The sequence below is a fragment of the Vibrio sp. V23_P3S9T160 genome (assembly GCF_963886625.1).
GTDB lineage: Bacteria > Pseudomonadota > Gammaproteobacteria > Enterobacterales > Vibrionaceae > Vibrio > Vibrio anguillarum.
Window position 1 is genome coordinate 16,842 of record NZ_CAWPDB010000132.1, and the last position, 12,172, is coordinate 29,013.

Annotated in this window: 11 protein-coding genes and 1 tRNA gene; 9 read left to right on the forward strand and 3 right to left on the reverse strand. The window is 43.1% G+C overall.

Annotation, left to right across the window (positions count from 1 at the left end):
• Positions 1-17 precede the first annotated feature (17 nt).
• The 3 genes from pal to nadA all read left to right on the forward strand — a co-directional run bounded on the left by pal (position 18) and on the right by nadA (position 2,546).
• Positions 18-557, forward strand: coding sequence for a peptidoglycan-associated lipoprotein Pal (gene pal, locus AACU59_RS11100; RefSeq protein WP_013856577.1), 540 nt, complete (start codon positions 18-20; stop codon positions 555-557).
• Between the two features lie 15 nt (positions 558-572).
• On the forward strand, positions 573-1,349 hold the full coding sequence (ybgF, locus tag AACU59_RS11105; RefSeq protein ID WP_019280925.1) for a tol-pal system protein YbgF: 777 nt from the start codon (positions 573-575) through the stop codon (positions 1,347-1,349).
• Positions 1,350-1,484: 135 nt separating this feature from the next.
• Complete coding sequence (gene nadA / locus AACU59_RS11110) at positions 1,485-2,546, forward strand: quinolinate synthase NadA (RefSeq protein WP_026028138.1); 1,062 nt, start codon at positions 1,485-1,487, stop codon at positions 2,544-2,546.
• Positions 2,547-2,657: 111 nt separating this feature from the next.
• On the opposite strand, the gene AACU59_RS11115 is transcribed toward nadA, so the two are convergent.
• The gene (locus AACU59_RS11115) at positions 2,658-3,239 is read right to left on the reverse strand and encodes a UPF0149 family protein (protein WP_017045210.1); all 582 of its coding nucleotides are present in this window, start codon (positions 3,237-3,239) and stop codon (positions 2,658-2,660) included.
• Positions 3,240-3,400: 161 nt separating this feature from the next.
• Here AACU59_RS11115 and AACU59_RS11120 point away from each other — a divergent pair, with 161 nt between their 5' ends.
• The 6 genes from AACU59_RS11120 (at position 3,401) to AACU59_RS11145 (ending at position 10,930) form a co-directional block, all read left to right on the forward strand.
• Positions 3,401-5,824, forward strand: coding sequence for a hybrid sensor histidine kinase/response regulator (locus tag AACU59_RS11120; protein ID WP_202598786.1), 2,424 nt, complete (start codon positions 3,401-3,403; stop codon positions 5,822-5,824).
• 237 nt (positions 5,825-6,061) lie between these two features.
• Positions 6,062-6,511, forward strand: a complete 450-nt coding sequence (locus AACU59_RS11125; protein WP_094145438.1) for an L-alanine exporter AlaE — start codon at positions 6,062-6,064, stop codon at positions 6,509-6,511.
• 168 nt (positions 6,512-6,679) lie between these two features.
• Positions 6,680-6,767 (forward strand) — tRNA-Ser (locus tag AACU59_RS11130).
• Positions 6,768-6,955: 188 nt separating this feature from the next.
• Entirely contained in the window at positions 6,956-7,990 is a 1,035-nt protein-coding gene (locus AACU59_RS11135; protein WP_019280927.1) for an ABC transporter substrate-binding protein, read from the forward strand.
• Positions 7,987-9,327 (forward strand): GGDEF domain-containing protein, encoded by a 1,341-nt coding sequence (locus AACU59_RS11140; RefSeq protein ID WP_094145437.1) that lies wholly within the window; start codon positions 7,987-7,989, stop codon positions 9,325-9,327. The genes AACU59_RS11135 and AACU59_RS11140 overlap by 4 nt, the downstream gene beginning before the upstream one ends.
• Positions 9,328-9,478: 151 nt before the next feature.
• Positions 9,479-10,930, forward strand: a complete 1,452-nt coding sequence (locus AACU59_RS11145; protein ID WP_443280759.1) for an NAD-dependent succinate-semialdehyde dehydrogenase — start codon at positions 9,479-9,481, stop codon at positions 10,928-10,930.
• An 11-nt stretch (positions 10,931-10,941) separates the two neighbouring features.
• On the opposite strand, the gene AACU59_RS11150 is transcribed toward AACU59_RS11145, so the two are convergent.
• Both AACU59_RS11150 and AACU59_RS11155 read right to left on the reverse strand, forming a co-directional pair.
• Positions 10,942-11,196: a DUF1496 domain-containing protein gene (locus AACU59_RS11150; RefSeq protein ID WP_094145435.1), complete on the reverse strand. Its 255-nt coding sequence runs from the start codon at positions 11,194-11,196 to the stop codon at positions 10,942-10,944.
• Between the two features lie 28 nt (positions 11,197-11,224).
• Positions 11,225-12,118: a pyridoxal-phosphate dependent enzyme gene (locus AACU59_RS11155; RefSeq protein WP_094145434.1), complete on the reverse strand. Its 894-nt coding sequence runs from the start codon at positions 12,116-12,118 to the stop codon at positions 11,225-11,227.
• Positions 12,119-12,172: the final 54 nt, after the last annotated feature.

Genomic DNA, 12,172 nt, shown 5'->3' on the forward strand with positions numbered 1-12,172 from the left:
AAAAGTAAGGAAAAAAAATGCAACTTAATAAAGTTCTTAAAGGGCTACTGATTGCGCTACCAGTACTTGCAGTAACTGCATGTAGTTCAAGCGATGAAGCGACAAACGCTTCTGGTACTCAAACTAACCAGTCTACTTCAGGTTCAGCAAACAGCGTTGATACAACTGTAGTTTCTCCAATTGATGCGAATGGCCAACTCTCTGAACAAGAGCTAAAGGAACAAGCTCTTCGTGAAACTCAAACCATTTATTTCGCATTTGATAACGCGACAATTGCTGGTGATTACGAAGATATGCTTGCTGCACATGCAGCTTACCTAAGCAAAAATTCAGCAATGAAAGTTACCATCGAAGGCCATGCTGACGAACGTGGTACGCCTGAATATAACATCGCGCTAGGTGAGCGTCGTGCACAAGCTGTAGCGAAATATCTACAAGCGCTAGGTGTACAAGCTGACCAAATCTCGATCGTTAGCTATGGCGAAGAGAAGCCACTTCTTCTTGGTCAATCTGAAGAAGTGTATGCGAAGAACCGCCGCGCGGTTCTCGTATACTAATCGAGGAATCGCCTCATGTTCAGTAACTTAAAGCGAATTGTAACGCTTACGTTACTGGCAAGTGCAGCGGGTCAAGTACTCGCTGCACCAGCTCCAGTATCCGATCTTAGCAATAGCTCTTCAGCAAGCACATCTCGTGCTCAACAATCATCATCTGAATCTAATGTACAACGTCTTGAACGTCTGCTTGAAAACCGTAATAGCGTTCAACTCAAAATGCAGCAGCAGCTCGATGATATGGCACTTGAAATCAGCGAACTACGTGGCCAGTTAGAGCGTAATAGCTACGATATGCAGCAAATGTTGCAGCGTCAGCGTGAACTCTTTATCGAGTTAGATCGCGTACGTGGCGAAATGAAGAATACAACCGCAAGTTCGTCACAGCCGACAACGGACACTGATATTGCAGGAACGTTTAGCAGCAATGTTGATGAACAAACTGCCTATCAGAATGCGGTTGATTTGATCCTGAAGAAAAGGGATTACAGTGGTGCTATTGCAGCGTTTCAACAGTTTCAAAAAGATTATCCAGATTCTAATTTTGCGTCTAATGCCCATTATTGGTTAGGGCAGCTCTATTTTGCGAAAAAGCAGGATAAAGAAGCGACGCAAAGTTTTGCCGCCGTGCTCACTTACAGTGACTCTAATAAACGTGCTGATGCGCTGGTTAAGTTAGGTGATATTGCCAAGCGCAATAATAATACTGCGCAAGCAAATAAGTATTATCAGCAAGTTGTGGATGAATACCCTACAAGTGCGTCTGCCAAGGTTGCTAAAGAGAATTTGAATTGATAACAATTTGAGTTAATAAAAAAGAGGCCTTGCGGCCTCTTTTTTCGACGGCACTATTTTATGAATCGCTTTTGATCCTTCGTTAGGTGCGGTGTACAATGCTCGGATTCTTGGAAGTTGCGTAGAGCAAGAGCAATGAGCCACATATTAGATACGATTGAAACTATTTATCCATTTCCGCCAAAGCCCATTCCACTAACGGTTGAGCAAAAACAAGCCTATACAGCAAGTATCAAACAACTCTTAAAAGAAAAAGATGCTGTATTAATTGCGCATTACTATACCGATCCTGAAATTCAAGCTCTCGCTGAAGAAACCGGCGGTTTTGTTGGTGATTCATTAGAGATGGCCAAGTTTGGTAATCGCCATCCTGCCAGTACATTGATCATCGCTGGTGTGCGATTTATGGGCGAATCAGCAAAAATCTTAACCCCTGAAAAACGCATTTTAATGCCAACCTTAAAAGCAGAATGCTCTTTGGATCTGGGGTGTCCTGCCGATAAATTCACAGAATTTTGTGATGCACACCCAGATCATACCGTTGTTGTGTATGCAAACACATCGGCGGCGGTCAAAGCTCGTGCCGATTGGGTGGTTACATCGAGCATTGCACTTGATATTGTTGAGCACTTAGATGCGGAAGATAAACCCATAATTTGGGGGCCAGATCGCCATTTAGGCTCATACATCGAGAAAAAAACGGGTGCAAAGATGTTGCTCTGGCAAGGTGAATGCGTAGTTCACGACGAGTTCTCAGCCGATGCATTGCGTAAGATGAAAGCACTGTATCCTGATGCAGCCATCCTTGTGCATCCAGAATCACCAGCCAGTGTGGTAGAACTTGCGGATGCTGTAGGCTCTACAAGCCAGTTGATTAAGGCAGCAAAATCCTTACCTCAACAGAAAATGATTGTGGCGACCGATAAAGGCATCTTTTTTAAGATGCAGCAGTTAGTCCCTGAGAAAGAATTGATTGAAGCACCGACGGCAGGGGCCGGGGCAACATGCCGAAGCTGCGCGCATTGTCCTTGGATGGCGATGAATGGTCTTCGAGCGATTGAGTCAGCTCTTATGGAAGGCGGTAAAGATCACGAAATTTTCGTCGATGAAGCCGTGAGAGTGAAATCACTCATCCCATTAAACCGTATGTTGGATTTTGCTGAACAGTTAAATTTGCAAGTCAAAGGGAATGCCTAATTCCTTTCGGCGGTAGTGGATGAAAAAAGGCTCTTATTCAGAGCCTTTTTATCGCAAGCAAATTGATTTGAAATTAACGTTATTCGAAAACAAAACTATTCAAAAACAAAGTTATTGCTCTAGTGCCAACTGAGCGCCGCGTTGCGTTAAGCCACACAACATCACCGGTATGGCCTGATAGATTTCTTCAAACTGGTCGAGTCCTTGCATACCTTGTTGGGAAAGTGTTGCCAAGGACGTCTCAGGATCATAAAGCATACTCAGCGAAAGGAGTACGCCCCCAAGTAGCGCATTGTCTTGGCTATCTTCAGGCATTAACGTTTCCCAATCATCACGCGTAAGTTGCCAACCTTGAAGAAAACCTTCACAAAAATCACGGACGTGTTCAGTCACTATTTCTTGTTCATCGAGTGAGCAACCAGTAGGCCAGCTCCATTGATTTTCGAGCAAAGCAGGGCGATAGTCATTCCACATTTCAACGATCAGTTGGAAATAGGTTTCTAGCTGTTTGCCTTCGCTAAATGGCGCGATCTCTTCTCCCCCCCATAGAAAAGGGAGCCATTCCTCTGGCGGGAGCAAGTTAGGCGCTGACGCCATGGATGCGACAAAACCTTGAGTTTTGGCCTCATTAAGCAATTTATCTTCTAGTTCGGGTTGGGTAAGGAGTTCTTGTAAATTCACAGCAGATCCCATCAGTTGCCGAGTGTATTTGCAGCCATTTTAACGTTAAAGCGATACAATGTGCGAATTTTGCTGATAATTTGTTGGCTTTAGTGAGGTTTTACAACAATCAACATATTGCTCGCTAAGATTATTCACTATAATTTGCACAAAAGAAAAAATTGAAAGGATTTATGAGAGCACCTATTTCATTGAAGAAGAAGAGCATTATCGCCCTTTCTTTTTATCTCTGCTTTTTTATTGCGATCACAGGTACCGTCACTTATTGGATTGTCGAAGCGCCACTACGAGCTGAATTAAAACAGAATTTAGATCTTCGTGCAGAAGTGTTATCAGCCCAAATTCGCGAACCTCTCAACCGTTCTATTGGTGTGCTCCAAAGCATTGTCAGCCTTGGGCAAGCTGCAACCAACCAAGCTGAGCAAGACAGAATGCTCTCTTCGCTGTTCACTATACTTGATGATGTTGTCGTCAGTGGTGGGCTATGGCCGAAACCCTACAGCATTAATGCATCGCAGCGATACAGTAGCCTATTTTATAATCGAGCCGCTGACGGTCAAGTCGACAAATTGCATTCTTGGAACAATCAAGAAGCGCATGGTTACGATAACGAAGAGTGGTACAACGCAGTAAAAGAGAAGCCTGTCGGTAGTGTGGTATGGTCAGAAGTCTATGTTGATGCCTATACGCACGTTCAGATGATCACGGCTTCATCGCCCTATTACGTTAACGGTGAATTTGCTGGAGTAGCAACAGTCGATCTGTCATTGGCGGGGTTAGCCACATTTATTGCCAGTCAAGCGGAGCTTTATAACCTTGGCGTATCCTTAAGTGATTCGGGGGGATCCCTGATCACTGAACATAATTTTATAATACGTGAAGAAGCTAACGTAAGTCATTTCGGTTTTGGTGATTTTGAATGGCGAGTTGATGTTATTAATGCCCATCGGTTAGTGAATGACGAAGTGTTTGATCTGGTGATGAATGTCGAACGGAGTATCATTCCAATCCTTTTAGTTTGCGTTATGATCGGTTATTACTTGATCAATCAATATGTGATCAAACCGATTACCATCATAGCCAAAAAAGTGAGTGATTCTAAGCAAGGCGGTATTATCGATATGCCGTATCGAAGCCAAGATGAGATCCGCCAGCTTATCGATTCATTTAACCAAAAAACCGTTTATCTTGAAGCGGAAAAAGTGAAAGCTCAAGCTTCCACTCAAGCCAAAAGTGCATTCTTAGCAACTCTGTCACACGAAATCAGAACTCCAATGAATGGTGTTTTAGGAACCGCGCAAATCTTATTGAAAACAGAGCTTTCCCCAGAACAGAGGCAACACCTTAATAGTCTGTATGAGTCTGGCGAGCACATGATGGTGCTGCTTAACGAAATTCTCGATTTCTCCAAGATTGAACAAGGGCGATTAGAACTTGATAACACCCGTTTCCCCTTGGATTCACTGATTGGTAGCATTAACAGTGTTTACCATACCTTATGCAATGAAAAAGGACTGCAGTTTAGGATTTACAGCGATATTGTTCACGATCGCTGGTATTACTCAGATAAAGCACGATTGAGACAGATTCTGTTTAATTTACTGAATAATGCGGTTAAGTTTACCTCTCACGGCTTTGTCGAAGTGACTCTAAAAGAGCAGCAGATGGAAGATAAACGGTATCTTTCTATTCGGATACGGGATTCGGGGATAGGTATAGCAAAAGAAGCTCAGGAAAAAATATTCCGCCCATTTGAACAAGCTGAATCATCGACGACAAGGCGTTTTGGTGGAACGGGGTTGGGCTTAGCAATTGTAAAACAAATTGTAGAGCTAATGGATGGGACAGTCACGGTAACCAGTGAGTTAGGAATTGGTACCAGTTTTCACGTTATGCTGGCGATAGAAACAACGACGCCCGGGACCATTGAAGTCAAGCCACGTCGCAAGCTTAATTACCAAGGACTGAAAGCTCTCATTGTGGAAGATAACCGGACCAACTCTATCATCATCGAAACCTTTATGAAGAATAAAGGGTTTACATGCGATTGTGTTGAGAATGGTGAATTGGCAATTCAAGCGGTTGTTGGCGGGAATTATGACCTGATATTGATGGATAACCATATGCCCGTAATGGATGGCGTAGAAGCGGTGTCTGCGATTCGGATCTTAGTTGGGGAGAAACGTAATGTGCTCATTTTTGGTTGTACTGCTGATGTTTTCAAAGAAACTCGTGAGCGAATGTTGTCGGCCGGCGCTGATTATATTGTCACCAAACCCATTGATGACAATGAATTAGATGATGCTCTTTTCCAATTTGTCGAAAAACTGTATCAATATCATCCAGAGTCCTCTATGCCGCTAAAGATAGGCTCAGCCGAGGAATCATTGGTGACGTTTTATATGGCCGTGGAAGATCAAAACATAGAACTTGCATTAGCCATGATTCAACGTTTGATACAACAGTTGCCGGAGATTGAAAATACTCATATTCATCAAGTGTTAATCGATACCCAAACAAGCTTAGAAAAACACCAGTTACCTACACAGCAGCAAGTCGATTTGCTAACGGTATTGCTTTCCGATTTTTGTAATTAAATAACCATTTTGAGATTTAGTAAGAATGCGTTGTAACAGGAATTTAAAGAATAGCGTTAGATTCTAGTTTCCGATTCAAAATTGGTTATAAATTTACCTAAGTTAATTAAAATTGGTCACTAAATCTACAAAATATGTGTTCTAATTCCCTCATTATCTAGCTTTTTGTTATTTTCTAGGTATCTGTATTGCTGATTGGCATATTTAATAGTTATATCTATTGTGTAGAGGGAAGTAATGAAAGCTCGTGGCCCATTTTGTATTCGTCATGCTGCGGCGGACACATTTGCAATGGTTGTTTTTTGTTTTATATCAGGCATGATCATTGAAATTTTCATCTCTGGAATGACCTTCGAACAGTCGCTAGCATCACGTACACTGTCTATCCCAGTTAATATCGCAATAGCATGGCCTTATGGCGTATTTCGTGACTTTATTCTGCGCCAGGGACGTCAATGGTCTGAGACTGGCTTAATGAAGAATGTCTCGGATTTGGTTGCTTACGTTCTATTTCAATCTCCGGTCTATGCCGCCATTCTATGGGCTGTAGGCGCATCTACAGAGCAGATCATAACCGCAGTATCAAGCAATGCCATTGTGTCGTGTGGAATGGGCGTTCTCTATGGCTATTTTTTAGATATGTGCCGCCGTTGGTTCCGTGTCCCTGGTTATCATCATAGCGCCTAACCGTGACACTCACTGAAGAAAGGCTTGTATTGAATTTCATCAAATAAGTCAATAAGTAGTCAAACGAACCAAAGTGGTGGGCTTTTTTATTATTTTGGCTTGACCTAATCCTATAGAATCATTAAATTAGCGCCTCGTTAGCCAAATGCGCTAACCACAATATAATTTGGTGAGTTGTCCGAGTGGCTTAAGGAGCACGCCTGGAAAGTGTGTATACGGCAACGTATCGAGAGTTCGAATCTCTTGCTCACCGCCATATTCTAAACCGTAGACGATCGTCTACGGTTTTTTTGTGCGTAAAATACCATGTTAACTCAAGCTTAACTCACTGTTTAATCTAAACAATCTCAATGCATCCCCTGCTAAAAGTTATTAAATAGCCATTCACTCAAAAATAATTCCAATTCAGAGCTAAACTGTCATATATAAAACTAATTTCACTTATTGGCTATGGTTACGAAAAAGCACAAAGCTCAGACCTTTCATAAAGTTGCAGTGGCTATTGTTGTATTGGTAGTCACTATTGCTATTTTTAATAGGCAACTTGGTCATTTTTATGATGCTAGCCGTGTTGAAGAGCGTAAAGCAGTAAGAATAGCGGTTTCGCAAACGCCACTCTCTTCCTCCTTCATTATTGCCGACAGTTTGGGTTTTTTTGAACAACAAGGGGTGAATGTCGAACTAGTGCCCTGTTCTGGAGGTGTGGCCTGTTCTCAAGCTTTGTTTAGTGGGAATGTAGACTATGCGACTGCCTCTGAGTCGGTGGTTATGTTTAAGCTTTTCCAGCGTAATGATTTTGCACTATTAACCAGTTTTGTTGAGTCAGATAACGATTTAAAGCTGCTCACGTTAGAGCGATTAGGCATTGTTAACCTGAGTGACTTGGAAGGTAAAAAAGTAGGCATCGTTAAGGCGAGTGCCAGTGAGTTTTACTTTGATTCATTGTTGATTGCCAGTGACCTGAAAGAGATGGCTGTTGAAAAAGTCTATTTACCACCAGAAGCGCTAAATGACTCATTATTCTCCTCACAAGTTGATGCTATTTCTGTTTGGGAACCTTACGGTTATAAAACTGAAACCTCTGCACCATCCGATGTATTGAACCTTGGGCTATCTGGTATTTATCATTTGTCGTTTAATTTACTTTCGATGAAAGCAACCGTCGAAGAGGCGCATGACGAGATAGTGGCAATATTACGTGCATTAAAAGAGGCTAATGAATGGATTAACCTCAATCCTGAACAATCGAGAGAGGTGATTGCACAGGCCTTAAATATTCCGTTACCCCAACTCGAGTGGTCTTGGAATGATTATGTATTTCGTTTGTCGTTAGGTAATGCACTTTTATCTAACTTACAGCTTCAAGCAAGATGGGCGATTGAGGCTGGTATGGTTACGGGCGACAAGCCGGATTTTCGGACAGTGCTTGCTTCCAAGCCGATCGAGGAAGTGCTACGTACTAAGGTATCGATAAAATGATCAGTTCGATTGTACGTAAATTGACATTATTGTTCGCATCCACGGCATTTCTAATCCTTTTGATCACTTTTTCTCTGTGGGGCTTACTTAAAGAACAAGAGCAAACAAAAAAAGATCTAGAAGATATTATGCAGATCCAATTGAGTGTGGATTTGTTGCGTAGCCAACTTTGGATTTTCCTGCAGTATTCTGATGTATCAAGTTTGGACCAGGTTGATATTGCTCAGCAAAGCCTCTCCAAGAGACTGCTTAATCATAAGATGATGGGCAAACATATCGAAAACTTACAACGTATGAATACTAGCCTTGCCGTCTTACTGCAACAAGAAAAAAAGCTTACTCATCAAGATGCTGAAGCAAAAAGCAACTCTCTAATCAGCGCGAAAGGGCTGCTACATTCACGTTACAATATGCTCGTGCAAAATATGACTGAAGAGTTGTTTTACTTACAAAAATCAGTCTTAGCAAAAAGCATTGAGAGTCAACAAATGACCTTGATGTTGAGTGCACTGAAAATATTATTTTTTTCAATCTTAGTGAGTGGCATTGCCTGGTTGATTTTGAAACGTTTCAAAAGGGGGTTTGCGTCAATTAAACAAGGTATCCTAGCTTTGACGTATGGTGACCTTGAAAGCAAGATTGAACCAGTTAATCTGGATATTGAATTTGTTGCTTTGGCTGATTTCTTTAACCATATGAAGGTCTCACTAAAAACGACAACCGTGACAAAAGATGAATTGCAATTAGAGGTTGAGCGACAAACCTCAGAGTTAAAAATCCAAAAAGATCAGCTTCAGTTTCTATCTGAACATGATTCGTTGACGGGGTTACTTAATCGGCGAGCGTTTGAAAAGTTGTTGGATAACGCCATTATTAAAGCCAACAGGACTAAGGTGAAGTTAGCGCTGCTCTTCATTGATTTGGACAATTTCAAAACCATCAACGACACTCAAGGCCACTGCGCGGGAGATGAAATTTTAAAGCAAATCGCGATTCGCTTAGAGGCCAGTATCCGCCAATCTGATTTTTCGGCAAGGCTTGGAGGCGATGAATTTGTAGTGTGCCTCGATCTGATTGATGAGTACGATTTTGTCGCAGATAAAGTCAAGCAAATCATCAAATGCTTAGGGCTGCCCATTGAGTTTGAAGGGCAAAGCCTAACCGTTGGTGTTAGTGTCGGTATCAGCTACTTCCCCTTACAAACCAATAGTATGCACCATTTAATGGCCTTGGCTGATGAGGCGATGTATCAAGCGAAAGAAGTGGTGGGTAACACTTATTGTCAAAACATTGATCCCTTAAGGGGAGTTTTTACAGTGGAAGACGTGGTGAGTTAACACCATTTTTCTGCATAGGGAGTGGCTGTGTCGAGCTTGATGCATGAGTAGATAGTCGCAATCTCTGAATAATACTGTTTATCAATTGAACCTGACTCAGTTTCCTTTTACCCTGTGCTTCTCCCCTCTTATTATCGCTAGGAGCATTGTCATGCAGCTTCGTGATCCTCAACTTTTTAAACAACAATGTTATCTCAATGGTCAATGGGTTTGTGCATCCAACTCGCTCACCTCAACCGTTTACAACCCTTATGACGGCACTCTGATTGGAACGGTTCCGCAGCTAGTTAGTGCGCAAGTTCAACAAGCGATTGAGGGTGCAGAGCTTGCGCAGAAACTGTGGAAAAAACAGCCAGCGGCGGACAAAGCGAGAGTGCTTAGAGCTTGGTATGAATTGATTGTTGAACACAGCGATGATCTGGCACTGATTTTAACCAACGAGCAAGGCAAACCTTTAGCGGAAGCGAAAGGCGAGATCAGCTATGCTGCCAGCTTTGTCGAATGGTATGCCGAAGAGGCAAAACGAGCTTATGGTGAGCTTGTTCCGAGTCATAAAGCGGATGCAAGAATACTGGTATCGAAAGAACCTATTGGTGTGGTTGCTGCGATCACGCCTTGGAATTTCCCTGCGGCTATGGTGACTCGTAAATGTGCTCCAGCGATTGCGGCTGGGTGCGCAGTGGTACTCAAACCAGCACCAGATACGCCTTTTACTGCTCTTGCTTTGGCAGAATTGGCGCATCGTGCTGGGCTTCCCGCTGGCTTATTGCAAGTGGTGACTGGAGAGGCAATCGCAATCGGGCAGCAATTAACCAGCAGCAAAGTGGTACGCAAACTCTCATTTACTGGCTCAACAGGAGTGGGGAAAATATTAATGGCACAGTGCGCGCACAACATCAAAAAGTTGTCGCTCGAGCTGGGTGGTAATGCCCCTTTTATTGTGTTTGATGATGCCGACATTAATGCCGCCGTAGAGGGTGTGATGGTGGCGAAGTTTCGTAATGCTGGTCAAACTTGTGTCTGTGCCAATCGAATCTATGTGCAAGAGGGCGTGTACGATAAATTTGTTAAAAAATTGGTTGATAAAGTCAGCAAGCTGATTGTGGGAAATGGGTTGGAATCAGGCGTAACAATGGGGCCTTTAATCAATGATGCGGCAGTGGCTAAAGTCAAATTACATATTGCGGATGCCACCGCGCAAGGCGCTTTAGTGCAATATGGCACTCTGCCTCAAGCCGGTAGCCGCTTGTTTGAGCCTCACGTATTAACTGAGATGACAGAAGAGATGTTGGTGGCTCAAGAAGAAACCTTTGGCCCACTTGCACCTTTGTTCCGTTTCTCTCACGAAGAGGAAGTGATTGAACGTGCAAACCACACGGATTCTGGATTAGCTGCATACTGCTATACGCAGTCATTGGCTCGGGCTTGGCGCTTGAGTGAGGCACTGGAAGTCGGCATTGTTGGTATTAACGAAGGTTTGATATCAACTACAGTCGCACCGTTTGGCGGCATCAAAGAGTCAGGTCTTGGCCGCGAGGGAGCAAAGCAGGGGTTAGACGAATATTTGGAAGTGAAATACACCCTAATGGGAGGCTTAAATTAATCTTCCTCTCACTATTTTTGTTGAGTCAGTAACACCCATCTTAAGGGGCCATTGGTTTCAAAATCATTGACCTCTTGGCAGATCATATACAGCTCACCGACTTGAATCACTGCACCGATAGAATAAGCTTGGTCCTTATAATAGCAAACACGTTGCAAAGCTTTACCTTCTGTAGCCACCACAACCGGTAGCGAAGCGGTATTGATTACTTTCGTGTAGCCAAAGCTAGGAGCAATCAATAATAACCAAACACAGTACTTCAGCATGGTGTATCTCCTATTTATAGTGAGGTAGTTAATCAAATTGCCGCTGATAGCGGGGCAGCATACTTTCATTACCCAGTAACCCACCTTGATGAATATAAATCACCGTTTTTTCTGGATGAGCTTCCATCCAAGGTAACAAACATTGCCACATCATAGGGTCATACAACAGATCAAATTCCACATGAGTCTGCTCAAGTAGATTTTGCCACATCCGATAATCGGCTTCGTACAATCGTCCAAAGTGATGCTTTTTCTCTGTAGATATAATCGTAGGGTACTGGCGCTCTTCAAGCTCGTCAAATTGTTGGATGAGGTAGTCATTTCCTCCTACACAAGCACAGGTCAGAACCTCAATGCCGTGCGGTTTTAGATATTTTTGCAGGTAGATCGCAGTGGTTCCTGTCCCGGAGGGCAACGCAACGACGAATTGCGTTTTTGTCTCCATTCTCATCCAGTTGAGAATTTCTAGAGCCAACTGCTTAATGCCCGTTTCGGCCACCTTTGAGCGACCGCCTTCCGGTACGACTAAGCATGAAGCATCAGGCTGGCGGATCGTATCAATATACTGCTCGGGGGGCATTATATTGATGGGGCTAACTTCGATGATGTGCGCTCCTAAATCCAGTGCACCACGATAGTTGCCAATCGGCCTTTGTTGTAACCACGTTGGAATGTGGTCTACATAAAACTCAAATTTCCACCCTTTAATGCGCGTAAGAGCTGCCAGAGAATAGAGAGCATTCGATTGCGCTGAACCATAGCTGATTAAAGTGTTGATGCCGGGGAGATCGCTATCCAATAACGCCATGAACTTACGCGCTTTATTTCCGGAAAAATGGCTGTGAAGTTGATCATCACGTTTTAAATAGAAGCGGTTATTGGCAAAAGTATGTTGCGTTATGGGGGTGTCAGACAGTTTCATGATGATTTTCGAGCAGAAAAGGGCCGTAGTATATACTGACCTGAGTAAAAATTG

What these genes read in the sequence shown, in the direction of transcription:
- pal (WP_013856577.1), top strand. Translation starts at nt 18, where the DNA reads ATGCAACTTAATAAAGTTCTTAAAGGGCTACTGATTGCGCTACCAGTA.
- ybgF (WP_019280925.1), top strand. Translation starts at nt 573, where the DNA reads ATGTTCAGTAACTTAAAGCGAATTGTAACGCTTACGTTACTGGCAAGT.
- nadA (WP_026028138.1), top strand. Translation starts at nt 1,485, where the DNA reads ATGAGCCACATATTAGATACGATTGAAACTATTTATCCATTTCCGCCA.
- AACU59_RS11115 (WP_017045210.1), bottom strand. Translation starts at nt 3,239, where the DNA reads ATGGGATCTGCTGTGAATTTACAAGAACTCCTTACCCAACCCGAACTA.
- AACU59_RS11120 (WP_202598786.1), top strand. Translation starts at nt 3,401, where the DNA reads ATGAGAGCACCTATTTCATTGAAGAAGAAGAGCATTATCGCCCTTTCT.
- AACU59_RS11125 (WP_094145438.1), top strand. Translation starts at nt 6,062, where the DNA reads ATGAAAGCTCGTGGCCCATTTTGTATTCGTCATGCTGCGGCGGACACA.
- AACU59_RS11140 (WP_094145437.1), top strand. Translation starts at nt 7,987, where the DNA reads ATGATCAGTTCGATTGTACGTAAATTGACATTATTGTTCGCATCCACG.
- AACU59_RS11145 (WP_443280759.1), top strand. Translation starts at nt 9,479, where the DNA reads ATGCAGCTTCGTGATCCTCAACTTTTTAAACAACAATGTTATCTCAAT.
- AACU59_RS11150 (WP_094145435.1), bottom strand. Translation starts at nt 11,196, where the DNA reads ATGCTGAAGTACTGTGTTTGGTTATTATTGATTGCTCCTAGCTTTGGC.
- AACU59_RS11155 (WP_094145434.1), bottom strand. Translation starts at nt 12,118, where the DNA reads ATGAAACTGTCTGACACCCCCATAACGCAACATACTTTTGCCAATAAC.